The sequence below is a fragment of the Streptomyces sp. NPDC086554 genome (assembly GCF_040686095.1).
GTDB lineage: Bacteria > Actinomycetota > Actinomycetes > Streptomycetales > Streptomycetaceae > Streptomyces.
On sequence record NZ_JBFBJK010000037.1, the window covers coordinates 33,809 to 59,975 of the forward strand.

General features: G+C 70.6%; 27 protein-coding genes and 1 pseudogene. 14 read left to right on the forward strand and 14 right to left on the reverse strand.

Features of this window, described 5'->3' with window-relative positions; translation table 11 throughout:
• Window positions 1–37 precede the first annotated feature (37 nt).
• Window positions 38–1,051: an ABC transporter permease gene (locus AB0O76_RS39580; RefSeq protein ID WP_365501801.1), complete on the reverse strand. Its 1,014-nt coding sequence runs from the start codon at window positions 1,049–1,051 to the stop codon at window positions 38–40.
• 184 nt (window positions 1,052–1,235) lie between these two features.
• On the opposite strand from AB0O76_RS39580, the gene AB0O76_RS39585 reads away from it, so the two are divergent.
• From AB0O76_RS39585 to AB0O76_RS39620, 8 genes are all read left to right on the forward strand, one after another.
• On the forward strand, window positions 1,236–1,856 hold the full coding sequence (locus AB0O76_RS39585; protein WP_365501803.1) for a TetR/AcrR family transcriptional regulator: 621 nt from the start codon (window positions 1,236–1,238) through the stop codon (window positions 1,854–1,856).
• A 199-nt stretch (window positions 1,857–2,055) separates the two neighbouring features.
• Entirely contained in the window at window positions 2,056–2,358 is a 303-nt protein-coding gene (locus tag AB0O76_RS39590; protein ID WP_365501805.1) for an urease subunit gamma, read from the forward strand.
• Window positions 2,359–2,392: 34 nt separating this feature from the next.
• Window positions 2,393–2,704 (forward strand): urease subunit beta, encoded by a 312-nt coding sequence (locus AB0O76_RS39595; protein ID WP_365501869.1) that lies wholly within the window; start codon window positions 2,393–2,395, stop codon window positions 2,702–2,704.
• Window positions 2,697–4,418, forward strand: a complete 1,722-nt coding sequence (locus AB0O76_RS39600) for an urease subunit alpha (protein ID WP_365501807.1) — start codon at window positions 2,697–2,699, stop codon at window positions 4,416–4,418. Before AB0O76_RS39595 ends, AB0O76_RS39600 begins: the two co-directional genes overlap by 8 nt.
• A 15-nt stretch (window positions 4,419–4,433) precedes the next feature.
• Complete coding sequence (locus AB0O76_RS39605; protein ID WP_365501809.1) at window positions 4,434–5,108, forward strand: urease accessory UreF family protein; 675 nt, start codon at window positions 4,434–4,436, stop codon at window positions 5,106–5,108.
• A 74-nt stretch (window positions 5,109–5,182) separates the two neighbouring features.
• Window positions 5,183–5,866 carry an urease accessory protein UreG gene (gene ureG / locus AB0O76_RS39610; protein ID WP_365501811.1) on the forward strand — a complete coding sequence of 228 codons (684 nt, stop codon included), beginning with the start codon at window positions 5,183–5,185 and terminating at the stop codon, window positions 5,864–5,866.
• Window positions 5,863–6,633: an urease accessory protein UreD gene (locus AB0O76_RS39615; RefSeq protein WP_365501813.1), complete on the forward strand. Its 771-nt coding sequence runs from the start codon at window positions 5,863–5,865 to the stop codon at window positions 6,631–6,633. The genes ureG and AB0O76_RS39615 overlap by 4 nt, the downstream gene beginning before the upstream one ends.
• Window positions 6,634–6,783: 150 nt before the next feature.
• Window positions 6,784–8,388 carry an alpha/beta hydrolase gene (locus AB0O76_RS39620; RefSeq protein WP_365501815.1) on the forward strand — a complete coding sequence of 535 codons (1,605 nt, stop codon included), beginning with the start codon at window positions 6,784–6,786 and terminating at the stop codon, window positions 8,386–8,388.
• Window positions 8,389–8,464: 76 nt separating this feature from the next.
• On the opposite strand, the gene AB0O76_RS39625 is transcribed toward AB0O76_RS39620, so the two are convergent.
• On the reverse strand, window positions 8,465–8,959 hold the full coding sequence (locus tag AB0O76_RS39625) for a YbaK/EbsC family protein (protein ID WP_365501817.1): 495 nt from the start codon (window positions 8,957–8,959) through the stop codon (window positions 8,465–8,467).
• A gap of 22 nt (window positions 8,960–8,981) precedes the next feature.
• Window positions 8,982–9,710 (reverse strand): lysophospholipid acyltransferase family protein, encoded by a 729-nt coding sequence (locus tag AB0O76_RS39630; protein WP_365501819.1) that lies wholly within the window; start codon window positions 9,708–9,710, stop codon window positions 8,982–8,984.
• 562 nt (window positions 9,711–10,272) lie between these two features.
• On the opposite strand from AB0O76_RS39630, the gene AB0O76_RS39635 reads away from it, so the two are divergent.
• Window positions 10,273–10,683 carry an SSI family serine proteinase inhibitor gene (locus AB0O76_RS39635; RefSeq protein ID WP_365501821.1) on the forward strand — a complete coding sequence of 137 codons (411 nt, stop codon included), beginning with the start codon at window positions 10,273–10,275 and terminating at the stop codon, window positions 10,681–10,683.
• A 42-nt stretch (window positions 10,684–10,725) separates the two neighbouring features.
• Here the strand turns inward: AB0O76_RS39635 and AB0O76_RS39640 are convergent, their stop codons facing one another.
• The 5 genes from AB0O76_RS39640 to AB0O76_RS39660 form a co-directional block, all read right to left on the reverse strand.
• On the reverse strand, window positions 10,726–10,887 hold the full coding sequence (locus AB0O76_RS39640) for a hypothetical protein (RefSeq protein ID WP_167828718.1): 162 nt from the start codon (window positions 10,885–10,887) through the stop codon (window positions 10,726–10,728).
• An 85-nt stretch (window positions 10,888–10,972) separates the two neighbouring features.
• Window positions 10,973–11,923, reverse strand: a complete 951-nt coding sequence (locus AB0O76_RS39645; RefSeq protein ID WP_365501823.1) for a cytochrome c oxidase assembly protein — start codon at window positions 11,921–11,923, stop codon at window positions 10,973–10,975.
• 177 nt (window positions 11,924–12,100) lie between these two features.
• Window positions 12,101–13,126 carry a 6-phosphofructokinase gene (locus tag AB0O76_RS39650; RefSeq protein ID WP_365501825.1) on the reverse strand — a complete coding sequence of 342 codons (1,026 nt, stop codon included), beginning with the start codon at window positions 13,124–13,126 and terminating at the stop codon, window positions 12,101–12,103.
• A gap of 174 nt (window positions 13,127–13,300) precedes the next feature.
• Entirely contained in the window at window positions 13,301–14,029 is a 729-nt protein-coding gene (locus AB0O76_RS39655; RefSeq protein ID WP_365501827.1) for a glutamine amidotransferase, read from the reverse strand.
• Between the two features lie 40 nt (window positions 14,030–14,069).
• A complete protein-coding gene (locus AB0O76_RS39660) occupies window positions 14,070–15,308 on the reverse strand; it encodes a MurT ligase domain-containing protein (RefSeq protein ID WP_365501829.1) in 1,239 nt (412 codons plus the stop codon).
• 141 nt (window positions 15,309–15,449) lie between these two features.
• Here AB0O76_RS39660 and def point away from each other — a divergent pair, with 141 nt between their 5' ends.
• A complete protein-coding gene (def, locus tag AB0O76_RS39665; protein WP_365501831.1) occupies window positions 15,450–15,989 on the forward strand; it encodes a peptide deformylase in 540 nt (179 codons plus the stop codon).
• A gap of 19 nt (window positions 15,990–16,008) precedes the next feature.
• On the opposite strand, the gene AB0O76_RS39670 is transcribed toward def, so the two are convergent.
• Entirely contained in the window at window positions 16,009–16,656 is a 648-nt protein-coding gene (locus AB0O76_RS39670; RefSeq protein WP_365501833.1) for a TetR family transcriptional regulator, read from the reverse strand.
• A 167-nt stretch (window positions 16,657–16,823) separates the two neighbouring features.
• Between AB0O76_RS39670 and AB0O76_RS39675 the strand changes: the two genes are divergently transcribed.
• Window positions 16,824–18,050, forward strand: a complete 1,227-nt coding sequence (locus tag AB0O76_RS39675) for an acyl-CoA dehydrogenase family protein (RefSeq protein WP_365501835.1) — start codon at window positions 16,824–16,826, stop codon at window positions 18,048–18,050.
• 62 nt (window positions 18,051–18,112) lie between these two features.
• On the opposite strand, the gene AB0O76_RS39680 is transcribed toward AB0O76_RS39675, so the two are convergent.
• The 4 genes from AB0O76_RS39680 to AB0O76_RS39695 all read right to left on the reverse strand — a co-directional run bounded on the left by AB0O76_RS39680 (window position 18,113) and on the right by AB0O76_RS39695 (window position 22,325).
• A complete protein-coding gene (locus AB0O76_RS39680) occupies window positions 18,113–18,901 on the reverse strand; it encodes a GNAT family N-acetyltransferase (RefSeq protein WP_365501837.1) in 789 nt (262 codons plus the stop codon).
• Window positions 18,902–18,979: 78 nt separating this feature from the next.
• Window positions 18,980–20,026, reverse strand: coding sequence for a 3-oxoacyl-[acyl-carrier-protein] synthase III C-terminal domain-containing protein (locus tag AB0O76_RS39685; RefSeq protein WP_365501839.1), 1,047 nt, complete (start codon window positions 20,024–20,026; stop codon window positions 18,980–18,982).
• Window positions 20,027–20,135: 109 nt separating this feature from the next.
• Complete coding sequence (locus AB0O76_RS39690) at window positions 20,136–20,957, reverse strand: helix-turn-helix domain-containing protein (protein ID WP_365501841.1); 822 nt, start codon at window positions 20,955–20,957, stop codon at window positions 20,136–20,138.
• A 480-nt stretch (window positions 20,958–21,437) separates the two neighbouring features.
• On the reverse strand, window positions 21,438–22,325 hold the full coding sequence (locus AB0O76_RS39695) for a Gfo/Idh/MocA family oxidoreductase (protein ID WP_365501843.1): 888 nt from the start codon (window positions 22,323–22,325) through the stop codon (window positions 21,438–21,440).
• Between the two features lie 233 nt (window positions 22,326–22,558).
• Between AB0O76_RS39695 and AB0O76_RS39700 the strand changes: the two genes are divergently transcribed.
• The 3 genes from AB0O76_RS39700 to AB0O76_RS39710 all read left to right on the forward strand — a co-directional run bounded on the left by AB0O76_RS39700 (window position 22,559) and on the right by AB0O76_RS39710 (window position 25,200).
• On the forward strand, window positions 22,559–24,046 hold the full coding sequence (locus AB0O76_RS39700; protein WP_365501845.1) for an MFS transporter: 1,488 nt from the start codon (window positions 22,559–22,561) through the stop codon (window positions 24,044–24,046).
• The gene (locus AB0O76_RS39705; protein ID WP_365501847.1) at window positions 24,043–24,630 is read left to right on the forward strand and encodes a TetR family transcriptional regulator; all 588 of its coding nucleotides are present in this window, start codon (window positions 24,043–24,045) and stop codon (window positions 24,628–24,630) included. The genes AB0O76_RS39700 and AB0O76_RS39705 overlap by 4 nt, the downstream gene beginning before the upstream one ends.
• Before the next feature lie 123 nt (window positions 24,631–24,753).
• A complete protein-coding gene (locus tag AB0O76_RS39710; protein ID WP_365501849.1) occupies window positions 24,754–25,200 on the forward strand; it encodes a cupin domain-containing protein in 447 nt (148 codons plus the stop codon).
• Here the strand turns inward: AB0O76_RS39710 and AB0O76_RS39715 are convergent.
• Window positions 25,173–26,123: pseudogene (locus tag AB0O76_RS39715) on the reverse strand (DMT family transporter); the annotation flags it as partial. The gene AB0O76_RS39710 and the pseudogene AB0O76_RS39715 overlap by 28 nt on opposite strands.
• Between the last annotated feature and the right edge of the window lie 44 nt (window positions 26,124–26,167).

Below are 26,167 nucleotides of genomic sequence, written 5' to 3' on the forward strand. Positions count from 1 at the left end.
CAGCGGGGGCGTACGGCCGTCTGTGTGCGGTGCCGGATCAGCAGGCAGGCACCGCCTCCCGGGCCGGGGTCGGCTCGGTGCTCTCCGGGGTCGCGCGGCCGCGGAGCGAGCCGAGCGCCACGGCCGTCAGCCCGAGCAGCGCCCAGACGGTGAGGGTGATGACGGGGCCCGTGATGCGCGCGCCGTCGAAGAAGGAGACCGAGCGCAGCAGGGAGCTGCCTGCGCCGGGCGGCAGCAACTGGCCGATGAGGCCGACCGGTTCGGGCAGCAGCTGCGGGGCGGAGGTCACTCCGGAGAACGGGTTGCCCAGCAGGACCATCGTCAGCGCGCCGACCCCGATGCCCGCCGGGCCGAGCAGGGCGGCGAACCCGGCGACGGTGCCGCTCACCGCGAGGGCGGAGAGGCCCAACGCCCCTGCTTCCGCCCACCAGTTGCCGGTCAGCACGCCGAGCCAGCTGTGCGTCACGGCGGCGCCGACCGCGCCGACCGCAGCGGCGGTCAGGACCAGGGCGGCCACCGAGCGCATGCCGCGCAGGCCGAGCAGCGTCACGGCCGACCCGGCGGCGACGCCCGCGATCGCCAGCGGAAGGACGCTCGCGCCCAGGGCGGAGCCCCGTGGATCGGCGGCCGGCGCGGCCACCACGTCGTCGGTGGTCACCTCGACGCCCTGCGGGGCCTGACCGGCCACGGCCTGCTGCAGGAGCTGGGCGACCACCGGGCTCGCCGCCGTCGCGGTCAGGAGTTTCATCCCCTGCGGTGTCACGACCACCGTTCCGTATGCGGCCCGGTCCTCGATGGCGTCGCGGGCCGCGGCCTCATCGGCGTACCGATGGATGTCGAAAGCGCCCTCGCGCTCCTTCAGCTGCGACTCGACGGGGGCGGTCGCCGCGGCGGGTCCCGCGACGCCCAGGGGCAGGTCGCGGGGGGCGGTCCTGGCCGCCGGCCAGGCGAAGGCCCACAGGGCGAGCGCCACGAGCGCGGAGACCAGAAGGGCGACCGTCACGACGCGGCGGCCCTGCGGGGGCGGGGTGGTGGCGGACGGGGAGGACATGGCCGGGCTCCTTCTTGGGGTGCGTGCTCGGGCGTGCTCGTGCGTGCTGCTTGTGCCTGCTTGTGCGTGCTTGTCGATCCAGGGAAAATTTAAAGAGAAGGATCGTTCGTTTTACGGGATGTCCTCACTGTGCGACGGGTCCCTTCGCTTGTCAAGAAGGAATGTTCGTTTTACGTTGAGTGGTATGGCCCGCGTATCCCAAGAGCACCTCGACGCACGCCGCCGCCAGATCCTCGACGGCGCCGCCCTCTGCTTCGCCCGCAATGGCTTCCATGCCACCTCCATGCAGGACGTGCTCAAGGAGGTCGGCCTCTCGGCCGGGGCGGTCTACCGCTATTTCCGGGGCAAGGAGGAGCTGATCGGGGCGATCGTCGGGGAGGTCCTGGAATGGATCCAGGGCACCTTCGAGGCGGCCGCCGAGGAGACGCCGCCGCCTCCGCCGGACGTGCTGGTCGGCCGGGCGCTCACGCAGGTGCTCAGCCGGAGGACGGGCGAGGCCGACGGGGAGGTCCCGTACTTCCCGCGGCTGATCCTCCAAGTATGGGCGGAGACTCTCCGCAACGACGAGCTGGCCGCCGTCATGAGGGACGGGTACACCAGGGTCCGGTCGGCCTGGGTGAAGATCGTCGAGGGGTATCAGGCGGCGGGCATGATGCGCGCCGACATCCCCGCCGACCATGTGGCGCGGGCGATGATCGCGGCGGCCCAGGGGTTCGCCGCCCAGCTGGCGCTCTTCGAGGAGGTCCCGGTCGAAGCGCTGCAGGACGGGCTGCGGGGCCTGATGAGTATGGGCGAGCCCAGCTGACGGTCATCGAACGGTCAAGTACTGGTTAACCTCGCTGAAACTCCGCCCAACTAGCCTGCGACGCCACGCCACCAGGGGTTTTCGTAACCGGGGTGCGCAAGATCCAGCGCAATGCCTGTGTGTTACATCTATATCCGTCGCGGTGGCCGCGGCAGCCGGACCCCGCACGGTCCGGAGCGAGGACTGTGAGGTGGGAAGCGTGCGACTGACCCCGCACGAGCAGGAGAGACTGCTCATACATGTGGCCGCCGACGTGGCCGAGAAGCGAAGGGCGCGGGGGCTGCTGCTCAACCACCCCGAGGCGATCGCCCTGATCACTTCGCACATTCTCGAGGGCGCCCGCGACGGCCGTACCGTCGCCGAACTGATGTCGTCGGGGCGCAAGGTGCTCACCCGCGACGACGTCATGAGCGGCATCCCCGAGATGATCCACGACGTCCAGGTCGAGGCCACCTTCCCGGACGGCACCAAGCTCGTCACCGTCCACGACCCGATCGTCTGACGGGGGTTCCTGAGCCATGACTTCGGTGCACCCGCTGATCCCCGGCGAGATCCTCTTCGCCGACGAGCCCGTCGCCTACAACGAGGGCCGCGCGACCACCGCCCTCACCGTCCTCAACGCCGCCGACCGCCCCATCCAGGTCGGCTCCCACTACCACTTCGCCGAGGCCAACCCCGGTCTGGACTTCGACCGTGCGGCAGCGCACGGCAAGCGACTCAACATCGCCGCCGGCACCGCCGTGCGCTTCGAGCCCGGAATCCCCGTCGACGTCGAACTCGTCCCGCTGGCCGGCAAGCGCATCGTGCCCGGCCTGCGCGGTGAGACCGGAGGTGCCCTCGATGCCTGAGCTGTCCCGTGCCGCGTACGCCGATCTGTTCGGCCCCACCACGGGCGACCGGATCCGGCTCGCCGACACCGACCTCCTCGTCGAGATCGAGGAGGACCGCTCCGGCGGACCCGGACGCTCCGGTGACGAGTCGGTGTTCGGCGGCGGCAAGGTCATCCGCGAGTCGATGGGGCAGTCCCGTGCGACCCGCGCCGAAGGCACACCCGACACGGTCATCACCGGCGCCGTGATCATCGATCACTGGGGCATCGTCAAGGCGGACATCGGCATCCGCGACGGCCGAATAACCGGCATAGGCAAGTCCGGCAACCCGGACACCATGGACGGTGTACATCCCGATCTCGTCATCGGACCGGAGACCGAAGTCCTCGCGGGCAACGGCAAGATCCTCACCGCGGGCGGCATCGACACCCACATCCACTTCATCTCGCCGACCATCGTCGACGAGGCCCTCGCCTCGGGCGTCACCACCCTCATCGGGGGCGGTACGGGGCCCGCCGAGGGCAGCAAGGCGACCACGATCACCCCCGGATCCTGGCACCTGGCGCGGATGTTCGCGGCGATGGAGTCCAGCCCCGTCAACATCGGCTTCCTCGGCAAGGGCAACACGGTCTCCAGCGAGTCCATGCACGCCCAACTCCGGGCCGGAGCCGTCAGTTTCAAGATCCATGAGGACTGGGGCGCGACGCCCGCGACCATCGACGCCTGTCTGAACGTCTGCGAGGACACCGGCGCCCAACTCGCCGTCCACACCGACACCCTCAACGAAGCGGGCTTCGTCGACGCCACGTTCGGCGCCGTCGCGGGCCGCACCCTGCACGCCTTCCACGTCGAGGGCGCGGGCGGCGGGCACGCCCCGGACATGATCACGGCGGTGTCGCTGCCGAACATGCTGCCGAGCTCCACCAACCCGACCCGGCCGCACACCGTCAACACCGTCGAGGAACACCTCGACATGCTGATGGTCTGTCACCACCTCAACCCGGCGGTCCCCGAGGACCTCGCCTTCGCCGAATCGCGCATCCGGCCCACCACCATCGGGGCCGAGGACATCCTGCACGACATCGGCGCCATCTCGATCATGTCGTCGGACTCGCAGGCCATGGGGCGCGTCGGCGAGGTCGTCATGCGGACCTGGCAGACCGCGCACGTGATGAAGCGCCGGCGCGGCTTCCTGCCGGGGGACGCCCGCGCGGACAACCGCCGCGCACGTCGCTATGTCGCCAAGTACACGATCAACCCGGCCGTCGCGCAGGGCATCGACCACGAGATCGGCTCGGTGGAGACCGGCAAGCTCGCCGACCTCGTGCTGTGGGACCCGGCGTTCTTCGGCGTCAAGCCGCAGGTCGTCATCAAGGGCGGGCAGATCGCGTACGCGCAGATGGGCGACGCCAATGCCTCCATACCCACGCCGCAGCCGGTCCTTCCGCGGCCGATGTTCGGTGCGCGGGGGACGGCTCCCGGTCTTAACTCGGTCAACTTTGTGACCCAGTCCGCGCTGGACGACGGGCTGCCCGAACGGCTCGGCCTCGCCAAGGAGTTCACCGCGATCCGCTCCACGCGGGGGCGTACCAAGGCGGACATGCGCGAGAACGACGCCCTGCCGCGGGTGGAGGTCGCTCCCGACAGCTTCGCCGTCACCATCGACGGGGAGCTGGTCGAACCGTCACCCGCCGCCGAACTGCCGCTGGCCCAGCGGTACTTCCTGTTCTGATGGCGGTGGTACGTCATGTCTAGGGCCGCGCTTCTCGTCCTGGCCGACGGCCGCTTTCCCGCCGGAGGACACGCGCACTCCGGCGGGGCGGAGGAGGCCGTCAAGGCGGGGCGGGTCAGCGGGGCCGCGAGCCTGGAGACCTTCTGCCGGGGGCGGCTGCACACGACGGGGCTCGTCTCCGCCGCGCTGGCGGCGGCCGCCGCTCTCGGGCTCGATCCGCTGGACCTTGACGAGGCCACCGACGCCCGTACGCCGTCGCCCGCGCTGCGGGTGGCCGGGCGGCGGCTCGGGCGGCAGATGATGCGGGCGGCGCGGGCGGCGTGGCCCGACCCCGCGCTTGACCAACTGGCCGCCGCCCGGCCCAAGGGCGCGCACCAGCCGATCGTCCTCGGCCTTGCCGCGCGGGCGGCGGGCCTGGATCCCGTGGACGCCGCGTACTGCTCCGCGTACGAATGCGTCGGCGGGCCCGCGACCGCGACGGTGCGGTTGCTGAGCCTTGATCCCTTTGACGCCACGGGGGTGTTGGCCCGGCTTGCGCCTGAGCTCGATCTTGTTGCTCGGGCAGCAGCGGAAGCGGCGCGATGCGCTGTCGACGAGGGTGTCGATGCGCTGCCCGCGGCTTCCGCGCCGTTGCTGGAGCTGGGCGCCGAGGCTCATGCGGCGTGGCCCGTGCGCTTGTTCGCGTCGTAGACATCGCCCCCCGGGGGGCTTGAAGTGGCCGCCGCACAGGGCGAAATGAACTGCTGAACCATAGGAGTCGCATCATGCACCTCAATCACTCCCACGACGAAGCCACCGCCGTCAGTGCCGACGCCCACCGGCCCGACGGGCGTCGCCGTGCCCTGCGGATCGGGCTCGGGGGGCCCGTCGGGTCCGGCAAGACCGCCACCGTCGCCGCGCTCTGCAAGGCGTTGCGGGACGAACTGGCGCTCGCCGTCGTCACCAACGACATCTACACCCGCGAGGACGCCGAGTTCCTGCTGCGTGAAGCCGTGCTTCCGCCCGAGCGGATCACCGCCGTGGAGACCGGGGCCTGCCCGCACACCGCGATCCGCGACGACATCTCCGCCAACCTGGAGGCCGTGGAGGATCTGGAGGACGAGGTCGGGCCGCTGGACCTTATCCTCGTCGAGTCCGGCGGTGACAACCTCACCGCCACCTTCTCCAAGGGGCTCGTCGACGCGCAGATCTTCGTGATCGATGTCGCCGGCGGCGACGACATTCCGCGCAAGGGCGGCCCCGGTGTCACCACCGCCGATCTGCTCGTCGTGAACAAGACCGACCTCGCGCCGCACGTCGGCTCCGACCTGGGCCGGATGGCGGCGGACGCCAAGGCGCAGCGCGCCGAACTTCCCGTCGTATTCCAGTCGTTGAGGTCCGAGGAGGGTGTCGGGCCGGTCGCCGCCTGGGTGCGCGAGCAGTACGCCGTCTGGACCGCGTCCGCATGACCGTCGCCATCGCGCCCTCCGGGGTCCGCGCCACCGCCCGCATCGGCGCACGGGGCAACGGGCGGGGCGGCACCGACCTGCCAATGCTCGACGGCGATGGACCGCTCGCCGTGCGCCGCACCCGCTCGGCGGGAACAGGCGCCCATGTCACGCTAGTCGGGGCGATGAGCGCGCCACTCGGGGGCGACCATCTGACCGTGGAGGCCGCCGCCCACGCGGGGGCCCGCCTTGGTGTCGGCTCTGCCGCGGCCACGCTGGCGCTGCCGGGCCAGTCGAAGGAGCCCGCGCGCTACGACGTACGGATCACGGTCGGCGACGACGCCGAGCTGTGCTGGCTGCCCGAGCAGTTGATCTCCGTACGCGGCAGCGAGCTGCGCGTCACCACGCGGGCCGAGCTCGCCGCGAGCGCGAGCCTGGTGCTGCGGGAGGAGCAGGTGCTCGGGCGGACAGGGGAAGAGCCCGGGCGGCTCACCAGCCGCCTCACCGTGCGCCGCGCCGGTCGGCCGCTGCTCGACCAGGAGCTGTCCTGCGGGCCCGGCGCGCCCGGGGGATGGGACGGGCCCGCCGCCCTCGCCGGGCATCGCGCCATCGGGCAACTCGTCGTCGTACGGCCGGAGTTCGAGCAGGACAAGCCCGGGTCCGCGCTGCTCGGCGAGGGGGCGGTCCGTATGCCGCTCGCCGGTCCCGCCGTCCTCGTCACCGTCGTCGCGCCGGACGCGCTGCGCGTGCGCCGCGCCCTCGACGAGGCGTTGCGCACTCTGATGTGAACGGGGGCATATCCGCTCAGCGGAGTTCCCTGCACCGCCTATCGGATTGGTAAAGAAACAGCGGCCCTGTCTGTCGCACTGAACCCGATGACCGACAGGATCCTCCTACTGTTCGAAAATCGACAGGAAATCGACAGGGGGAGGAACCAGTTGAGACGCACCACAGCATTCGGCACCGCGGGCACGCTCATCACGGGCTCGCTCATAGCGGGCGCGATCATGGCGCCCGTCGCCAGCGCCGACGCCCGCCGGAGCGGCACCAGCGCTGACGCCCGCCAGCGGACCGGCGTAGAGGCCCGCGGTGTCGCGCTCGCCGCGCAGCGCGCGGCCAAGGCCGGCATCGACTGGCAGGCATGCCCCGCCGACTGGGGCCTGGACAAGGCGATCAAGTGCGGCTGGGTCACCGTCCCGCTCGACTACGCCAAGCCCAACGGCAAGAAGATCAAGCTTGCCGTCGACCGCATCGGCAGCACGGGGACGAAGGAGGAGCGCCAGGGCGCGCTGCTCTACAACCCCGGTGGTCCCGGCGCCTCCGGCCTCCGCTTCCCCAACCGCGTCGTCACCAAGGCGCCGCTCTGGGCGAAGACGGCCAAGGCGTACGACTTCGTGGGCTTCGAGCCGCGCGGTGTCGGCCACTCGACGCCCATCTCCTGTGTCGACCCGCAGGAGTTCGTCAAGGCTCCCAAGCTCGACCCGGTCCCGGACTCCGAGGCCGACAAGAGCGCCCAGCGCAAGCTCGCCGCCGAGTACGCGGCCGGCTGTGCCGAGCGCAGCGGCGAGATGCTGCCGCACATGACCACGCCGAACACCGCACGTGACCTGGATGTCATCCGGGCCGCGCTCGGTGAGAAGAAGCTGAACTTCCTCGGCGTCTCCTACGGCACCTACCTCGGCGCTGTCTACGGGACGCTCTTCCCGACGCATGTGCGCCGCATGGTCGTCGACTCGGTGGTCAACCCGTCGAAGGAGAAGATCTGGTACGAGGCCAACCTCGACCAGGACGTCGCCTTCGAGGTCCGCCTCAAGGACTGGATGAAGTGGGTCGCCAAGTACGACGCCACCTTCCACCTCGGTGACACCGCCGAGAAGGTCAGCGCCAACTGGGACAAGCTGCGCGCCGCGGCGAAGAAGGAGCCGCTGGGCGGCACCGTCGGACCCGCCGAGCTCATCGGCTACTTCCAGAGCGCTCCGTACTACGACTCCGCCTGGGTGGAGGTCGCCACGAACTTCAGCAAGTACGTGGCGGGTGACCCCAAGCCGCTGATCGAGGCAGCCAGCCCCGACATGTCGGACACCGCGGGCAACATCGCGTCGGAGAACGGCAACGCCGTGTACACGGCCGTCGAGTGCGCGGACGCCAAGTGGCCCACCAGCTGGAAGAAGTGGGACCGCGACAACACCCGCATCCACCGTGACAACCCGTTCATGACGTGGTCCAACGCCTGGATGAACCTGCCCTGCGCGACCTGGAAGAGCAAGCAGCACGAGCCGGTCGAGGTCAAGTCCGGCAAGGGCCTGCCGCCCGTCCTGATCGCCCAGGCCACCCGCGACGCGGCCACGCCGTACGAGGGTGCGGTCGAGCTGCACAAGCGGTTCAAGGGTTCGCGTCTGATCACGGAGAAGGACGCCGGCTCGCACGGCATCACGAACCTGGTCAACCCGTGCCTCAACGACCGTGTCGAGGCGTACCTGCTGACCGGCAAGCTGGACAGCAAGGACGTGACGTGCGCTCCGCACGCCACGCCCAAGCCGTAATGGCGGTCAGCCGCTAGGCGGCTGAGCACGGGGGGCGACCGGGATCATCCGGTCGCCCCCTTCGCCATGCCGTCCGCTATGCCGCCTCTTGCGCGATCGCGGCCGTGCGCGGCTCGGCGATCGCCTCGTAGTCCGCGGTCCGCAGCGCGAGCGAACGGTCGAGGCGGGCCGCGTTGAAGAAGATCTCGTCGTGGGCGAGAAGCGCCGGATCCACGACCAGTTCGAGCTCGGGGTCGAAGGAGAACGGCAGGATCGTGCCGCTCAGGCTGCCCGCGAGCCGCTCCGCCACCTCCTGCGTGGCGAACCCGGCGTACGTCCCGCCGAGCAGCTGCTTGACCGCGTTCAGATCGACGCGGCGGTCACCGGGCACCACCGCGAGCACGTACCGCTTCGTCTTCTTGCCGATCTTCACCATCACCACGATGCACTTCGCGGCCTGCTGGAGGGTGTTGCCGCGCAGCGCGCTCACCGCCTCCGTGGCACCTTCCGCCTCGTGCTCGATGACGCGGTACGTCGCGCCCCGCTCCTCAAGGAGTCCGATCAGCTTGGTGTATTGGGTGTGTTCGCTCATGGGCAGACCGTACGTCAGGAGATCAACTCAGCGGCATCCGGGGAAACTTCCGCTTGCCCGCCGCGGCGGCCCGCTCGGCCTCCTCCGCCTTCACGACGGCGGCGTACTTGTCGACGTACTCCTGGTCGGAGAGCCCGAGGATGGCGTACATGATCTCGTCCGTCACGGCGCGAAGCACCGCCTTCTCGTTCTCCATGCCCGCATAGCGCGAGAAGTCCAGAGGCGCCCCGAAGCGGATCGTGACGCGCTGGAAGTTGGGCACCTTCTGGCCCGGCGGCTGCGCCTCGAACGTGCCGATCATCGCGCACGGGATCACCTGCACCTGCGCCTTCAGGGCCATCGCGGCGACGCCGACCTTGCCCTTGTAGAGGCGGCCGTCGTGCGAGCGGGTGCCCTCCGGGTAGATGCCGAGCAGCTCGCCCTTGCGCAGCACTCCGAGGCCCTCGCGGATCGCGGCCTGGCCCGCCTCCTTGCCGGAGCGGTCCACCGGGATCTGCCCGACGCTGTGGAAGAACGCGGCGGTGAGGCGGCCGCGGATGCCGGGCCCGGTGAAGTACTCGGCCTTCGCAAGGAACGTGATCCGCCGCTTGATGATGGCGGGCATCAGGAAGTGGTCCGAGAACGAGAGGTGGTTGCCCGCGACGATCGCCGCACCGGTCTCCGGTACGTGCTCAAGACCCTCGATGCGCGGCCGGAACATCAGCCGCAGCAGCGGCCCGAGCACGACGTACTTGAGAAGGTAATAGAACACCCGGCTGCTCCTCACTTCTGCGGACCGGCCTGGCGCTGCGTCGTCGCAGGTCACTGGTCTTCTCGCAGCGGTTAGTGTAGGTGCGGCGCCGCCCGGTGTAACTACCCCCGCTCCACGGTGTGTTGACCTGAACGGGAGAAGGGACCGAAACAGGTCGAGCGCCTCCACGTCGCGCGGCGCCTCGTCGTTGACCGGCCACAGCGACCCGGCGGCGAACATCCGTGCCACGCGGCCGTGTCGCGCTCGACGTCCGCGTACGACCGCACCGTGATCAGCACGCCACGGCTCACGGGCAGCCTGCAAGAGCACATCAGGGACGTACCGGAGGGGACCCGGTACATCGGGGCAGGAGGCGCCCGTGCCGGTCGCGATGAAGTTCCACGCCGATCTGGAGAACGGCGAGGGCACACGGGTACCCGAGTGACTGACGGGCGGTCCATCCGGGCCACGTGCCGCACTCGTACGGGCGAGGGACCGGCGTGTCCCCTTGGCGGGCGCCGGTGGCGGAGGTGGCCTGGGATCTCTCCGGCGCCGCAGCGCACCACCGTCCCAGGAGGTCCCCATGAGGTCCCGTCCCACGTCCCGCTTGCGCCCGCTCGCCACGACCGCGGCCGCGCTGATTGCGCTCTCCGCGGCGGCCCCCGCGTACGCGGCCGAGCTGCCGCCGCCGAGCAGCGGCCTCTTCCTGACCGTCTCCGGGGGCGACAACAGCTGGATCCGCGGCGTGCTGCTGAAGTGTGAGCCCGAGCCGTCCGGCCGTCATCCGCTCGCGGCGAAGGCCTGCGCGGCGATCGAGAAGGCGGGCGGCGACTTGGAGGCGCTGCCCGCGGAGTCGGGGATCTGCACCAGGCAGTACGCGCCGGTCACCGTCAGCGCGAGCGGAACGTACCGCGGGCGCCCGGTCGGCTGGCGCAAGACGTACGACAACGCCTGCACGATGGCGTACTCGACGGGCAACCTCTTCCGCTTCTGACGCCGCCCCGCACGTCGTCCTGCCGCTGTCGCGCGGCGCCCCTCAGGGTGTGCTGCGCGACAGCACCATCGCCAGGGTGAGCATCCCGATCACGACCCAGCCGAACCACAGCCAGCCGTTGCTCCCGAGCGCCACGCTGTAGGCCGTCACCGCGACCAGACCGCCGATGGTGAACACGCCCATCGTCTTCGTCGAACCAGGCATAGCCCTGCCTCCTCCCGGCAGCCCCGGCGCCTCGACGCCAAGACCGCGGCCTGAGACCATCCTGACCCGCGATGACCCTTCGCCGCTAGCGCCCGCGCGCTGCCAGTGAGGCCAGATAGGCGTTGTACGCCTCCAGCTCCTTGTCCCCGTCACGGTCCGCGGCCCTGTCCGTACGCCGTGCCTGGCGCTGTTCGGAGCGGTACCACTGGAAGAGCAGCGCGAGCAGCACAAGCACCGATGGCACCTCGCTGAACGCCCAGGCGATGCCGCCCGCGGCGCTCTGATCAGCCAGTGCGTCGATGCCGAGGGATGCGGGCGGGTTCTTGTAGGTGCCGATCATCGGCTCGGACGCCATCATCAGGGCGATGCCGAAGAACGCGTGGAAGGGCATGCCCGCGAAGAGCTCCAGCATCCGCATGATGTGGCCGGGCCGGTGCGGCCCGGGGTCGACGCCCATGATCGGCCAGAAGAAGACCAGGCCGACCGCGAGGAAGTGCACCATCATCCCGATGTGGCCCGCCTTCGAGCCCATCAGGGTGTCGAAGATCGGCGTGAAGTACAGCGCGTACAGGCTCGCGATGAACAGCGGGATGGTGAACGCGGGGTGCGTGATGATCCGCATGTACCGGCTGTGCAGCACCCACAGCAGCCACTCGCGGGGGCCCTTGCGGCCCTTGCCCGCGACCGGCAGGGCGCGCAGGGCGAGGGTGATCGGGGCGCCCATCAGGATCAGGATCGGCGAGAGCATGCTGATGATCATGTGCTGCACCATGTGCACGCTGAACATGACCATGCCGTAGTCGTTCAGCTTGGTGCACATCACGAGCAGGACGGTGAGGACGCCCGCCACGAAGGACAGCGTGCGGCCCACCGGCCACTTGTCGCCGCGCCGTACGAGCCGTGTCACGCCCCAGCCGTAGAGGGCCAGGGCCACCAGGCTGCCGATGAGGAAAAAGGGGTCGGCCGAGAGTTCAAGACCCCGCCCCAGCGTGAACGGCGGCAGATCCATGTTCATGCCGTGCCCGCTGTGATCCATCCAGTGGCTCCTGTTTCGTGCGGTTGTGCGTTGTGTGTCCGCACCAGACTAGAACGGCCCCCGGACGCGTCGGCGTCCGGGGGCCGTTCGCGCCCGAAGGGGCGCGGGGAACTGCGCGACCAGCCACGACGCACCCGCTGGTGCGTGACGGCCGTGTGCGGCACATCCAGCGGAGCGTTACAGCACGCACTCCGCCTCGGCGTACCGCTCGTCCGGCACCGTCTTCAGCGTCTCGACCGCCTTGGCGAGCGGGACCATCGTGATGTCCGTGCCGCGCAGCGCCGTCATCTTGCCGAACTCGCCGCGGTGCACGGCCTCCACGGCGTGCCAGCCGAAGCGCGTGGCGAGCACCCGGTCGTACGCGGTGGGGGTGCCGCCGCGCTGGACGTGCCCGAGGATCACCGGACGCGCCTCCTTGCCAAGGCGCTGCTCCAGCTCGCCGGAGAGCCGCGTGGCGATGCCGGCGAAGCGCTCGTGGCCGTACATGTCCTTGACGCCCTCGTCGAACTCCATGGAGCCGGGCGCCGGCTTGGCGCCCTCGGCGGCCACGACGATGGCGAACTTCTTGCCCGCGGAGAAGCGCTCGCCGACCTTCGCGGTCAGCTCCTCGATGTCGAAGGGGCGCTCCGGCACGACGATGGCGTGCGCGCCCGCGGCCATGCCCGAGTGCAGCGCGATCCAGCCGGTGTGGCGGCCCATGACCTCGACGATCAGGACGCGCTGGTGGGACTCGGCGGTCGTCTTGAGACGGTCGAGCGCCTCGGTGGCGACGCCGACGGCCGTGTCGAAGCCGAAGGTGACGTCGGTGACGGCGATGTCGTTGTCGATCGTCTTCGGTACGCCGACGATGGGGAGCCCGCCGTCGGACAGGAGGCGGGCCGCCTTGAGCGTGCCCTCTCCGCCGATCGGGATGATCGCGTCGAGGCCGAGGTCCTGGACGTGGCCCTTGGCCCGCTCCACGCCGTCGCGCAGATGCGCGGGCTGGACGCGGGACGAGCCGAGAATCGTTCCGCCGCGGGCCAGGATGCCACCGACCGCGTCAAGGTCGAGCTTGCGGTAGTCGCACTCAAGGAGACCCTTCCAGCCGTCGTGGAAGCCGATGACCTCGTCGCCGTGGTCGACGACGGCGCGGTGCACGACCGAACGGATGACGGCGTTCAGGCCGGGGCAGTCGCCGCCGGAGGTCAGGACACCAATGCGCATAGCCCGAATGTCTTTCATCAAGAGGGGCCCTTTGCAACGTGGGCCGAAGTCCGGACCACGTCGTCCGGCTGGAACCCCGCCACCCTATAGGCGGCAGGGGGCGGGGCCGTACCGGGCGTCCGACTGCTGGACGTGGCCGCTCACTTGTGCGGCAAGGGCTTCAGGAGGGCTGCTTCAGGCGGGCTGCTGGGCGGCCGACATGCGCTCGGCCCGCAGCGCCTCGTACCAGCGGTCGTCCGTCGGCGGCAGCGCGTTCACATCGAGGGCCAGCTTCAGGAGCAGGTCCGCGATCAGCGGGTTGCGGGCCAGGACCGGGCCGTGCATGTACGTGCCGAAGACCGTGCCGTTGTACGCGCCCTCGGTGCCGTCGCCCGTGCCGTTGCCCCGGCCGAGCGTGACGCGCGCGAAGGGGCGCGCGGACGGGCCGATGTGCGTGATGCCCTGGTGGTTCTCGAAGCCGGTCAGCGGGGGCAGGCCCAGCTGCGGGTCGATGTCGCCCAGGACGTCGCCGACGCACCGCTCGCCCTCGCCGCGGGTGGAGATCACGTCGAGCAGGCCGAGGCCCGGCTCGCGCTGGCCGAGGTCGTTGATGAACTCCTGGCCCAGGATCTGGTAGCCCGCGCACACCGAGAAGACGATCGCGCCGTTGCCGACCGCGCGCTGCAGGCCGCCGTCGCGCCGCAGCCGCTCGGCGGCCAGGCGCTGCGGGCGGTCCTCGCCGCCGCCGATCAGGTAGATGTCGCCGGAGGTGGGCACCGGCTGGTCGCTGCGCACGTCGTAGCGCTCGACCTGGAGGCCGCGCTGGTGGGCGCGGCGCTCCACGACCAGGGCGTTGCCCTGGTCTCCGTACGTGCTCAGCAGGTCGGGGTAGACCCACACCAGCCGCAGGCTGTTGTCGCTCATGCTCATTCGTCCCTACGAGGGTCTAGAGGGTCCGGTGGGGTCAGTTGCCGACGCGGCGGCGCAGGTCCTGGAACGCGGTGTAGTTCGCGATCGTCTCGATTCGTCCTGGCGGCGCGAGCTGCACGGCCTCGTCGAGGGTCTCGCAGACCCGGAAGTCAAGGCCCGCGACCTCAAGACGCACGGCGAGGTCCAGCTTGCGGTCGCCGAGCACGAAGATCGGGTGTCCTGCCAGGCGCGTGTAGTCGACGTCCCACAGCCAGGAGGTGTCGGTGCCGTCGGCGCCGCGGGCGTTGACGGAGAGCACCACGGGGGTCGGCGGCGGGTCGATCAGAGAAAACGTTTCGAGCCAGCCGGCCGGGTTCTTCGCGAGCAGCAGACGCAGATCGCGGCCCTGGAACTGCACGACGTCATAGCGTCCCGCGACGGCCTGCACCTGGTACATCCGCTCCAGGGCGACCTGCGGCGGCACGCCGAAGACGGCGGCGACGGCGGCCGACGTGGTCGCGTTGGCCTTGTTCGCCCGGCCCGGCAGCTGCAGATGGATCGGCCAGGCCGAACCGTGCGGGTCCAGGACGTGGTCGCCGGAGAGCACCCAGCTGGGCGCGGGGCGGCGGAAGCCGCACTCGCCGCAGAACCAGTCGTCGCCGGGGCGCTGCATCACGCCACCGCAGGAGGGGCAGGACCAGGCGTCGTCCTTCCACTCCTGTCCTGCGGCCACCCACACCACGTTCGGCGAGGAGGACGCGGCCCAGACGACCAGCGGGTCGTCCGCGTTGGCGATCACGACCGCCTTGGAGCCCGCTAGGCCCTCGCGCCAGTTCTCGGCCATCATGCGCGTCTCGGCGGCGCGGTCCAGCTGGTCGCGCGAGAGGTTGAGCAGCGCGATCGCCTTCGGCTCCACGTCACGGGCGACACCGGCGAGGTACTTCTCGTCGACCTCGATCACGCCGAACTTGGCGTCCGAGCCGCCCGCGAGGGCCGAGGTGATACCGGCCGGCATGTTCGCGCCCAGCGCGTTCGACACCACGGGTCCGGCGGCGCGCAGCGCCTCCGCGAGGAGCCGGGTCGTGGTCGTCTTGCCGTTCGTGGCAGAGACGAGCACCACGTCCAGGTGCGTGGCAAGACGCCCGAGCAGGTCGGGGTCGAGTTTGAGTGACACGCGGCCGCCGATCACCGATCCGCTGCCGCGGCCCGCCGCGCGCGACACCGCCGCGGCGGCCTTGCCTGCCGTCACGGCCAGCTTGGCCCGCGGCGACAGCGGGTCCGTGTTGCCTGCCATCAGTTCTGGATCCTCCTTGCGTACGGCGCCGCGTCTGCCCCCGGCAACGCGATGGACCTCAGCCTATCGAGATCCACTCGCAAGCCCGAACCGCGGCACCACCCCGGCCCGGGGCTCTCCAAGGACCGTACCCTTGCCGCCATGCGACACGGCTCGATCCCGGGCGCCTCAGGGCGCGTACGACCCCTGACCCTGCTCGGTGACCCCGTGCTGCACAACCGGTGCGCGGAGGTCACCGAATTCGGCCCCGAACTGGCCCGGCTCATCGAGGACATGTACGCCACGATGTACGCCGCCCAGGGCGTGGGCCTCGCCGCCAACCAGATCGGCGTGAATCAGCGGGTCTTCGTGTACGACTGCCCGGACGACGAGGACGTGCGCCATCTCGGGTACGTGGTGAATCCGCGCCTGGTCGAGGCGGACGGCGTCAGTGTGCGCGGGCCCGAGGGCTGTCTTTCGCTGCCGGGTCTCGAGGCGAGCACGCCGCGCTTCGACCACGCCGTGGTGGAGGGCGTCGACAGGCTCGGGGAGCCGGTGCGGGTGCACGGCACCGGCTGGTTCGCGCGCTGCCTGCAGCACGAGTGCGATCACCTGGAGGGCGGCGTCTACACCGACCACGTCACCGGCTGGCGGCGGCGCAGGGTGCTGCGGGCCGCCGCCAAGGCGTCCTGGAGCGGCTGAACCCCGCCCCGGGGCCCGCTCAGAAGCCGGGGCCGCCGACGCGGTTGCCCGCCGCCGCGAGCCTGCCCCACAGCAGATCGGCCAGGCTGCTGACCAACTCGGCGCGCGAGCACGGCCTTTCGCCGAGCCACCAGTCGCCGGCGGCGTGCATCATGCCGACGATGCCGTGCCCCCACACGCGGGCGAGCTGCGCGCTGCCGGGGCCGAGGTCGACCCGCTCCTCGATGACCTGCGCGAGCTCCTCGCCCATGCGGCGCAGCAGGGGAGCGGAGTGCAGACCCACGTCGAAGCCCTGCTCGCCGGAGGTGGCGCCGTCCGACGGGTGCATCAGGAACCGGTACACCTGAGGGCGGGCCTCGATCGCCGCCAGGTAGGTGTCAAGCGTCTGCTCGACCCGCTCCCTGCGCTCGGCAGGGGCGTCAAGGGCGGCCCGCAGCGAGCCGAGGAGCGCGTCGGTGTGCCGCTTGGCGAGCGCGGCGTACAGGCCGCCCTTGTCGCCGAAGTGGCGGTACAGGATCGGCTTGGTGATGCCCGCCTCGGCGGCGATGGCGTTCATCGAGGCACCGGGACCGTCGCGCAGCACCACCCGGTCGGCGGCCTCCAGCAACTCGCGCCGCCGGCGCTCGGCAGACCGCTGCTGCTCGGTCTGCGGTGTGGTGGTCTCCATAGCGTTTCTCTCCCCGCCCGTGCGATTGCGTGACGCACGCGCAACGTAACACCCCGCAGGATGCGCCCATCGAACGGGCGGCCGGGAGTTGACATCGGCTACCGGCCGGTAACAGACTCCCGTTACCGCAAGTAACGCTTGTCTTGATCGCAGGTCCTGGAGGGGTCATGGCCGAGTTCACCATGGAGCTCAACGACGAACAGAAGGAGGTCCGGGACTGGCTCCACGGTTTCGCCGCTGATGTGATGCGCCCCGCGGCTGCCGAGTGGGACGAGCGCGAGGAGACGCCCTGGCCCATCATTCAGGAGGCGTCGAAGCTCGGGATCTACTCCCTGGACTTCTACGCCCAGCAGTTCTTCGACCCCACGGGCCTCGGCATCCCGATGGCGACCGAGGAGATCTTCTGGGGCGACGCGGGCATCGGCCTGTCCATCATGGGCACGGGCCTGGCCGCCGTCGGCGTCCTCGCCAACGGCACCGAGGAGCAGATCGGGACCTGGATCCCGCAGATGTACGGCGACGTGAACGACGTCAAGGTGGCCGCTTTCTGCTCCTCCGAGCCCGACGCGGGCTCGGACGTGGCGGCGATGCGCACCCGCGCCGTCTACGACGCGGCCAAGGACGAGTGGGTCCTCAACGGCACCAAGACCTGGGCGACCAACGGCGGCATAGCCAACGTCCACGTCGTCGTCGCGGTCGTGGACGCCGAGCTCGGCTCCAAGGGCCACGCCTCGTTCATCGTCCCGCCGAACACCCCCGGCCTCTCCCAGGGCCAGAAGTTCAAGAAGCACGGCATCCGCGCATCGCACACCGCCGAGGTCGTCCTGGAGGACGTCCGCGTCCCCGGCCACTGCCTGCTCGGCGGCAAGGAGAAGCTCGACGAGCGCCTGGCCCGCGCCCGGGAGCGCGCCAAGACCGGCGGCGAGCGCGTGAAGAACGCCGCGATGGCCACCTTCGAGGCCTCGCGCCCCGCTGTCGGCGCCATGGCCGTGGGCACGGCGCGTGCCGCGTACGAGGAGGCCCTGGAGTACGCCAAGACGCGTACGCAGTTCGGTCGCCCGATCATCGACAACCAGGGCATCGCCTTCCAGCTCGCCGACATGCGTACGCAGATCGACGCAGCGCGTCTGCTCGTCTGGCGTGCCTCGTGGATGGCGAGCACGGGCAAGAAGTTCGAGTCGGCCGAGGGCTCCATGTCCAAGCTGTACGCGAGCGAGGTCGCCAAGAAGGTCACCGCGCAGGCGGTCCAGATCCTCGGCGGCAACGGCTTCACCCGCGAGTACCCGGTGGAGCGCATGCACCGCGACGCCGCGATCTACACGATCTTCGAGGGCACGAGCGAGATCCAGCGCCTGGTGATCGCGCGTACGTTGTCGGGGATGCCGATCCGTTAAGTGACGCTGCACGTAAAAATTCCGCCCTTGTCGCCTTTGATGCGGCAAGGGCGTTTTTCTTGCTAGGGCGTGTACACGTACGGCGTCGTGACGCTCAGCGGTACGAAGCCCAGGCGCTGGAGGATCGGGCGGCTGTCGTCGGACGCGTCCACCTGGAGGTAGCGGCATCCGCGCTCGGCGGCGATGCGGGCCCGGTGCGCGACCAGCGCACGGTAGATGCCCTTGCCGCGCCACTGCGGTGCGGTGCCGCCGCCCCACAGCCCTGCGAAGTCGGTGCCGGGGTAAAACTCCATCCGGGCCGAGCTCACCGGCTCGCCGCCCGCCATGGCGACGACGGCGACGATGGTGTCCGGCGTCTCGGTGAGCTGGGTCAGGACCCGCTTGCTGAGCCGTTCGCTCAGCCCCGAGCCGTCCTCGCCGAACGCCACCTCGTGGGCGTCCGCCATCAGCCGTACGCCGGCCGCGTCCGTCACCGCCATCAGCCTTACGCCCTCGGGGAGTTCGGGCTCCATGGGCAGTTCCGCGGCCTCGGCGACCAGCACCGTCTCCGGCGGCTCGGGCACGAAGCCGGCCGCCCGCAGCCGGTCGGCGAGGTCGGCGGGGCGGTCGTGGGAGTGCAGCTTCCACTCGAACTCGCGCCCGAGCGAGGTGTAGTACCGCACCTGCTCGGCGATGACGGCGTCCGCGGTCGCCGCGTCGACGTCCGCCCAGTGGACGCCGTTCCAGTCGTACTCCGCGCCCGTCTGGCGGACGACGGCCCCGACGCGTTCGACCCGGGCGCCGGGGCTGTCGCTCCGCGCGTCACGTCTGATTTGTTGGTCGTACGCCGAGAGCACCTCTGCATGATCCATGCGGCCACCTCAGCAGCAAGGGCGGGGCGCAGCAACCGATTTACGGGGTTCAAGTGCACGGCCGAGCGGTGCGGGAGCTCATGACTGTGCGTGCCAGTGGCAGCGCAGCGCGGCGGTGGCGAAGCCGGGACCGAAGGCGACGGTGACGCCGCGGGCGCCGTCGGCGGGCGGGTCGGTGTGCGTTCTCTCCAGAACGCGCAGGATGCTGACGCCGCCGAGGTTGCCCTCGTCGGCGAGGGTGTCGGTGGAGTGCCGGGCGTCGTGGGAGGTGAGGCCGAGGGCGGTGGCGGTGTCGGCGATGATGCGCAGGCTTCCCGGGTGGATGACTGCGAAGTCCATGCTCTGCGGGCCGACCCACTCCATGAGTTGGGGGAGTACGTCGTCGGCGGCGGTCAGCGCCTTCTTGGTGGAGTCGAAGTGGAAGCCGAGCGGGGAGATCCGGCCGCGCTGCCGGTCGAGGCTGTCCGGCAGGACGTACTCGAAGGAGTCGTCGATGGCGATCCCCGGACCGAGCGGTACGTCGCTGACGACGGTCGCGGCGGCGGAGTCGCCGAACAGTGCTTTGTAGATCATCGCCTCGATGCCGGTGTCGTCGTGGTGGTAGACACTGGAGATCACTTCGGCGGCCACCACGAGCACCTTGCTGCCGGGCCGTGCGGCGATCAGGTCGGCGGCGCGCATCAGGGACTGGGTGCCGCCCGGGCAGGCCAGGGTGGTCAGGGCGATCCGGCGCACCGTGGGGCGCAGACCGAGCCGCGCGATGAGGTGCATGTCGAGGTTGGGCACGGACCAGCCGGTGGTGTGCGTGGTGACGATCGCGTCGATGTCGTCGGCGACGAGCCCGGCGGTGTCGAGGGCGGCGACGGCGGCTCGTTCGGCCATGACCAGCGCGTCGCCGAACGCCGCGCGAGCGCGGTCGCCGACGTCGGCGGTGCCGTTGACGGTGGGGGAGTCGAGTGGACGCGTGAAGTAGCGGGTGTGGACACCGCAGTTGCCGATCACGCGGAGGAACGCACCGAGCCGGGGATGCCCGGGGTGATGGGTGCGTATGTCGTCGGTTATCTCGGCGGTGGTGACCTTGTGATCACCGACGACTGTCTGGGGTCTAAAGACATAAGCGGGCACGAGGTGACTCCCACGCGGGTTGGGGATGTGGGGGGTGCCGCTCAACGTACTTCACCCTGCTGAACTCGTCTTCCCGCAACCTCTTTGACCCAAGCTTTATGCCGTTCCGTCAGTGGACGCGGAGCATGGGCGCACGGGTGTGCGAGCGGCGCTGGCCGGGACGGAACACAAGGATCATCAACCGGGCGCCGGGCGCAGTCAACGGCTGTGCCGTGCACATCGTCGCCCACCCGGGGCCGAACTCCGGGTGCAGCAAGGGGCGTTCGTCGCCGTCCGGGTGGGGATAGGAGACCCCTGCGCTGTAGAGAGAGGAGGTCTCGGGGTCCGCGAGCACCTCCTTCTCTATCTGGCGCAGGACCTCGTCGTCGGGGCGGGAGGCGAGCGCGGCGCGCAGCTGCGGCAGGACCATGGGCGCCCAGGAGGTGTGCCAGTCCATCAGGGCCTCGCGTCCATAGGGGTCGAGGACCATCCACCGCATCGTGTTGGCCGGCACGTTCCCGTCGGGGAACATGGCGGCGAGCGGCTCGTTGTAGGCGAGCATCTCCCAGGACGCGTCGGTGACGTAGGCCATGTGGTTGATGCCGTCGACCGCGTCCTGCCATATGCCGGGCACCTCCTTGCCCGACGACTGATGCAACGGCCCCGGCGGCTCCTGCAACAGCGCGTACCTGCAGAGCGAAACCCACTCCTGCTCGTTCAGACCGAAGAGCCGCGCCACGTCCCGGAGCAGGGAGGTGGGCGGATTGGGGTAACTGCCCGACTCCAGGCGGTGATACGTGCCGATCGTCCGGTGCAGCAATTGGTCCACCTGATGCTGCGAGAGGCCGCGGGCGCGCCGCCCCTGGCCCGTGGGGCGGCTGAAGCCGTGCGATTCGGGGGCGATGAGGGCGCGTCGTTCGCGGAGCAGAGCGCGCAGCGCCGTCTTGTTCATGGTGGGTAATCCCTCTGGGTACACGCCGAGTTGAGCATCAGCAGTCTAAATATTCCTAGCAGCTTTGGTAGTAAAGATTGCCCGAAGAAAAACGATCAGTGCGTACGGCATCATGGTCAGCGCGGGACCACCGACCTGCGAGTTCGATCGGCGGTGGGCACGCGGACACAACTGTGGGGCATCTTGACCGGGGAGCTTGAAATTGGCTGAAATTCCTCGGCGTTGGGTACCCCCTAGGCCCATTGGGCCGTAGCGGGAAGAGTATGGATCGGTTGTTCGTATTCCGATGCGTGTGGTCGGAAACGTCGCAGTCCGGACCTACGACGCGACACTTCTCCGAACGGTTCCCTGGGTCCACTGGCTGCGGCCGGTGCCGTCACTCGCCATTACGTAGCGGCCACGGTACCGGCCGCCCGCGGTTGTCCACGGGCGGTTCTCGCACGGCCCGGACGGCTGCTCATCCGGCGGGGAGTCGCTCCCTCATCCGGCGGGCAGCTGCTCCTCCGCGCGGGCCAGGATCTCCGTAACCCGCAGCCCGAACCGCACGTCACAGGCGTGCGGCCGACCCGAGTCCGCGGCCGCCACGAGCGCGTCGACCGCCGACCGGAACGCGTCGAGCGGCCCGCCTCCCGAAGGCATCAGCGTCGTCCCCGCCTCACCGCGCAGTTCCACGGCCACCCCGGACGCCTTGGCGGGCGCCGTCAGGCTCAGCGCCGCCGTGCTCGATGCCCCGCCGGAATGCCGCAGGATCAGGTGGACGGTGTCCGCAGGGCCCGCCGCGGACGTAACCGCGGTGACATCTCCCAGCAACGGCACCAGCATCGACAGGGCGTGCGGGCCGACGTCCCACAGGCCACCCCGCCGCGCACGCCACGGCGAGTCGAACGGGCTGCTCCCGTCCGGTGCGTAGAACGAGCCGTACCACTCCGCGCGTCCGGTGAACCAGCCGCCGGTCGCCGCCTGCCGGGTCACCCAGTCCGACGTCGGCGCGGCGAAGCGCAGCGTGAAGAAGACGACGGACGCCACCCCGGCCGCTTCGGCCGCCGCCGCGAGGTCGCGCGCCGCGGCCACCGATGTCGCCACCGGCTTGTCCAGGAGCAGATGACAGCCCGCCGCCGCGGCCCGCGCGGCCAGCGGCGCCTGCACGTCCGGGGGCACGGCGAAGGCCACCGCGTCGCTCACGGCGAAGAGTTCGTCCACCTCCGCGTACGCCGGTACCGCGTGCGCCGATGCGAGCGCCGCCGCCGCGTCGGGGCGGCGGCCCCACACGCCGCCGAGCTCCACGTCCGGGTGCGCGGCGAGAGCGGGAGCATGCGTGGACGAGGCCCAGGGGCCCGTGCCGACAAGGCCCATTCGCAGTCTCTGCATGGTCGGCATTATGGCTGACTCGCTACCTTCGGCGAAGGGCAAAGTCCAGTGAACACAAGGGCGTTGGCTCTTCTTCGCTGATGCCGCGTAGCCGAGAGTGGCTGGATCTCGTATCCGAACTCACCAGTAGTGAAAGCCCATTCACCCGGTATGGTGAATTCGCATTCACCTCGCTTCTTCTGCATTCATTCCTCCCACTTCCCTCACCACTTCGCGCCCGAGCTGGAGTGATCATGAAGCTTGTCCCGATATCCGCCGGAGAACGCACGGGCATATGCACCCGACTGACCGTTCCCGTGCTGGCCTTCGGCGGCATCCTCATGGCGGTCACGCAGACGGTGGTCGTACCGCTGCTCCCCGATCTGCCGCGGCTGACCGGCAGTTCACCGGGCGCGGTGTCCTGGCTGGTCACCGCCACGCTCCTGGCCGGTGCGGTCCTCACGCCGGTGCTCGGCCGGGCCGGCGACATGTACGGCAAGCGGCGGGTGCTCCTCGCCGCGCTCGGCCTGATGACCGCGGGCTCGGTGCTCTGCGCGCTCACCTCGGACATCCGGGTGCTGATCGCGGCCCGCGCGCTGCAGGGCGCGGCGGCCGCGGTCGTGCCGCTGTCGATCAGCATCCTGCGGGACGAACTGCCGCCGGAGCGCACCGGATCCGCCGTCGCCCTGATGAGCTCGACGGTCGGCATCGGGGCGGCGCTCGGCCTGCCGCTCGCCGCGCTGATCGTGCAGTACGCGGACTGGCACGCCATGTTCTGGGCGACGAGCGCGCTGGGCGCCATCGGCCTCGCCCTCGCCTGGTGGACGGTGGCCGAGTCGCCGGTCCGCTCGCCGGGCCGCTTCGACACCTGGGGCGCGCTCGGCCTCGCGGCCGGGCTCGTCTGTCTGCTGCTCGCCGTGTCCCAGGGCGGACAGTGGGGGTGGGGCAGCGCGCCCGTGACCGGCCTGTTCGCCGGTGCCGTCGTCATCCTGTCCGTGTGGTGGCGACACCAACGGCGGGCGGAGCAACCGCTGGTCGACCTCCGCCTGGCATCCGGGCGGCGGGTGGCGCTGCCCCATGTGGCCGCTCTCCTGGCCGGGTTCGCCTTCTACGCCAACTCCCTCGTCACCGCCCAGCTGGTGCAGGCGCCCGTCGCCAGCGGCTACGGCCTCGGCCTTTCGATCGTGGCGACGGGCCTGTGCCTGCTGCCCAACGGAGTGATCATGCTGGTCCTCTCACCCGTATCGGCCCGCGTCTCCACCCGCTACGGCGCCCGCGTGACCCTGGCCATCGGCGCCGCCGTCATGGCGCTCGGCTATGTCGTGCGGATCGTGGACAGCCGCCATCTGTGGGTGATCGTCCTGGGCGCGGCCGTGGTCTCGACGGGGACCACCTTCGCGTACTCGGCCCTGCCCACCCTGATCCTGCGGGCCGTGCCCCCGACCCAGACGGCGTCCGCGAGCGGGGTGAACGTGCTCATGCGCACCATCGGGCAGAGCGTGTGCAGTGCCGCGGTCGCCGCCGTGCTCGTCCAGCACGCCACCGCCGTGGACGGGCTGCGGGTGCCGACCCTGCCGGGCTATCAACTGGCCTTCGCGATGGCGGGATGCATCGCGCTCGTCGCCTGCGCCGTGGCCCTGGCCATACCCTCGGACAAGGCACCGGACGGTCCGGAGCGGACGGCAGGGCGGCCGGGCCCCCGGGCAGCGGACGGACCCGGAAGGGAGAAGCTGACGCCATGACCGCTTCGACATCGGACGCCTGCCCCGAGGCCCACGGCCGCCGTGACGCCGAGGGGACCAGGGCCGCCATCATCCGGGCGGCCCGGTACCTCCTCGCCCGGCACGCGCACGCCGACATCACGCTCAAGGCCGTGGCCGAACGAGCCGGTGTGAGCGCGCCGTTGATCCTCAAGTACTTCGGCAACAAGGACGCGCTCTTCGCCCGCGTCATGTCCTTCGAGACCGATGCCGACGCCCTCCTGGACGCGCCGCTCGCCGGGCTCGGCCGCCACATGGTCCACCATCTGCTGACCGGCCAGGCCGAGCACGGCGCCGACCCCATCCTGCGCATCGTCTTCGCCCCGCTCCACGGCGAACAGGGCGACATCCTGCGCACCAACTTCCGTACGCAGGTGGCGCAGCGTCTCGGCGAACGCCTCGATGGACCGGACGCGGGCCTGCGTGCCGAGCTCGCGGTGGGCACGCTGCTCGGTCTGGGAGTGATGTACGGGATCGCCCGCGGGCCGCATATGCGCGGCACGCCGATCGCCGAGATCACCGAGAGGTACGCGCCCACCGTGCAGGGCTTCCTCACACCTCCGTGAGGGCGCCGTGCGTGTGGGGCGGCGTACGCGGAGTGGTCTTCGGTTCCGCGTCTCGCGCACGCGCTGCCCCATGTGCGTATCGTCGATCGTGCGGCCGCGTTACGTCTGGAACGGAGAGTACGCATGAATGATGCGAGTGAACGCCCCTTCCTGGCCCGCGAGTTGGGCATGCAGCGGCATCCTGAGGGCGGCTGGTTCGTCGAAACGTGGCGGGCGCACCACCCCCTCACGCCCGACGGCTACCCCGGTGAGCGGGCGGCGGCCACCGCCATCTACTTCCTGCTCTGCCCGGGCGAGGAATCCGCCTGGCACGTGGTGCGCTCCGACGAGCTCTGGCTGTGGCACCGTGGCGGCCCCCTCGACCTGCTCCTCGGCGGCGAGGGCGAGCTCCCGAAGGAGGGTGCGGAGCCGATACGGGTGGGTCCCGGCATAGAGGACGGCGAGCGCCCGCAGACCCTGGTCCCCGGCGGCGTGTGGCAGTCGGCGCGCCCCGCCGGTGACGAACCGGTCCTGGTGAGCTGCGTCGTGTCGCCCGGCTTCGACTACGCGGACTTCCGGCTTGCGGACTGAGGCGGCGCGGACGCAGCATCGTCCCGCGACACGGAAGCCGGATCGTCCCGCGGCGGGCAGACCACCGTCACCGCCGAGCCCTTCCCCCGGCGCGCTTCCTTCCCCCGGTGCACGACCGCGACCGCCGCGAGCCCGACCGCCAGCCCCAACACCGTCTGTACGCCGAAGGGTTCGCCGAACATGAGGGCACCCCACAGCGCGGTGACCGGCGCCATCAGGAACATGAGCGTGTTGACCTGGGTGACCCCGGAGCGCCGCGGGATCAGCCAGTAGAGCCCGTATCCGCCGAACGTGGACAGCGTCACGAGCCAGCTGATCGCCACCCAGAACGACGCCTCCGCGGGCGGCGTCGCGGCGCCCGCGCCCACGGCGAGCGCCGTGAAGACGACGGCACTGGTGACGCAGTGGACCGTCATCGAGACCGCGGGAGCGACCGCGTCGGGGGAGCGGCGGTCCATGAAGGTCGCCGCCACCAGCGAGAACATCCCGAGGAACGGCACCAGGTAGACCCACCAGGGCGCATCGGTGCCGCCCGTCGCGTCCGCCGCCGTCACGATGGCGACCCCGGCCACGCCGAGCCCCAGGCCCACCCACTGGGTGCGCGAGACGTACTGGCCGAGCAGCGGACCGGCCAGCGCGCCCGCCACCAGCGGCTGGGTGCCGTCGATCAGGGCGGTCGTGCCGCTGGAGACGCCGAGCTGGATCGCGTAGTACACCGTGAGCAGATAGCCGCTCTGCGACAGCGCGCCGACGGCCGCCTGCCGCACGGCGTCGCGCGCGGTGAATCCGCGCCAGGAGGCCCGGGCCACGGTGAGGGCGACGACCGCGAGCACCAGGGCCAGCGGCAGGAATCTCCACATCAGGACCGTCACGGCGGACGCGCTGCCCGCGCCCAGCTTGGCCCCGATGAAGCCGGAGCTCCAGGTCTACTCGCTCCCTGAGTATACAGATCGGTTTAGTATGGGGG

What these genes read in the sequence shown, in the direction of transcription:
- AB0O76_RS39650 (WP_365501825.1), bottom strand. Translation starts at nt 13,126, where the DNA reads ATGCGCATTGGTGTCCTGACCTCCGGCGGCGACTGCCCCGGCCTGAAC.
- AB0O76_RS39580 (WP_365501801.1), bottom strand. Translation starts at nt 1,051, where the DNA reads ATGTCCTCCCCGTCCGCCACCACCCCGCCCCCGCAGGGCCGCCGCGTC.
- ureG (WP_365501811.1), top strand. Translation starts at nt 5,183, where the DNA reads ATGCACCTCAATCACTCCCACGACGAAGCCACCGCCGTCAGTGCCGAC.
- AB0O76_RS39625 (WP_365501817.1), bottom strand. Translation starts at nt 8,959, where the DNA reads ATGAGCGAACACACCCAATACACCAAGCTGATCGGACTCCTTGAGGAG.
- AB0O76_RS39700 (WP_365501845.1), top strand. Translation starts at nt 22,559, where the DNA reads ATGAAGCTTGTCCCGATATCCGCCGGAGAACGCACGGGCATATGCACC.
- AB0O76_RS39705 (WP_365501847.1), top strand. Translation starts at nt 24,043, where the DNA reads ATGACCGCTTCGACATCGGACGCCTGCCCCGAGGCCCACGGCCGCCGT.
- AB0O76_RS39655 (WP_365501827.1), bottom strand. Translation starts at nt 14,029, where the DNA reads ATGAGCGACAACAGCCTGCGGCTGGTGTGGGTCTACCCCGACCTGCTG.
- AB0O76_RS39695 (WP_365501843.1), bottom strand. Translation starts at nt 22,325, where the DNA reads ATGCAGAGACTGCGAATGGGCCTTGTCGGCACGGGCCCCTGGGCCTCG.
- AB0O76_RS39690 (WP_365501841.1), bottom strand. Translation starts at nt 20,957, where the DNA reads ATGAACAAGACGGCGCTGCGCGCTCTGCTCCGCGAACGACGCGCCCTC.
- AB0O76_RS39605 (WP_365501809.1), top strand. Translation starts at nt 4,434, where the DNA reads ATGTCTAGGGCCGCGCTTCTCGTCCTGGCCGACGGCCGCTTTCCCGCC.
- AB0O76_RS39640 (WP_167828718.1), bottom strand. Translation starts at nt 10,887, where the DNA reads ATGCCTGGTTCGACGAAGACGATGGGCGTGTTCACCATCGGCGGTCTG.
- def (WP_365501831.1), top strand. Translation starts at nt 15,450, where the DNA reads ATGCGACACGGCTCGATCCCGGGCGCCTCAGGGCGCGTACGACCCCTG.
- AB0O76_RS39660 (WP_365501829.1), bottom strand. Translation starts at nt 15,308, where the DNA reads ATGGCAGGCAACACGGACCCGCTGTCGCCGCGGGCCAAGCTGGCCGTG.
- AB0O76_RS39615 (WP_365501813.1), top strand. Translation starts at nt 5,863, where the DNA reads ATGACCGTCGCCATCGCGCCCTCCGGGGTCCGCGCCACCGCCCGCATC.
- AB0O76_RS39675 (WP_365501835.1), top strand. Translation starts at nt 16,824, where the DNA reads ATGGCCGAGTTCACCATGGAGCTCAACGACGAACAGAAGGAGGTCCGG.
- AB0O76_RS39710 (WP_365501849.1), top strand. Translation starts at nt 24,754, where the DNA reads ATGAATGATGCGAGTGAACGCCCCTTCCTGGCCCGCGAGTTGGGCATG.
- AB0O76_RS39670 (WP_365501833.1), bottom strand. Translation starts at nt 16,656, where the DNA reads ATGGAGACCACCACACCGCAGACCGAGCAGCAGCGGTCTGCCGAGCGC.
- AB0O76_RS39600 (WP_365501807.1), top strand. Translation starts at nt 2,697, where the DNA reads ATGCCTGAGCTGTCCCGTGCCGCGTACGCCGATCTGTTCGGCCCCACC.
- AB0O76_RS39680 (WP_365501837.1), bottom strand. Translation starts at nt 18,901, where the DNA reads ATGGATCATGCAGAGGTGCTCTCGGCGTACGACCAACAAATCAGACGT.
- AB0O76_RS39645 (WP_365501823.1), bottom strand. Translation starts at nt 11,923, where the DNA reads ATGGATCACAGCGGGCACGGCATGAACATGGATCTGCCGCCGTTCACG.
- AB0O76_RS39585 (WP_365501803.1), top strand. Translation starts at nt 1,236, where the DNA reads ATGGCCCGCGTATCCCAAGAGCACCTCGACGCACGCCGCCGCCAGATC.
- AB0O76_RS39635 (WP_365501821.1), top strand. Translation starts at nt 10,273, where the DNA reads ATGAGGTCCCGTCCCACGTCCCGCTTGCGCCCGCTCGCCACGACCGCG.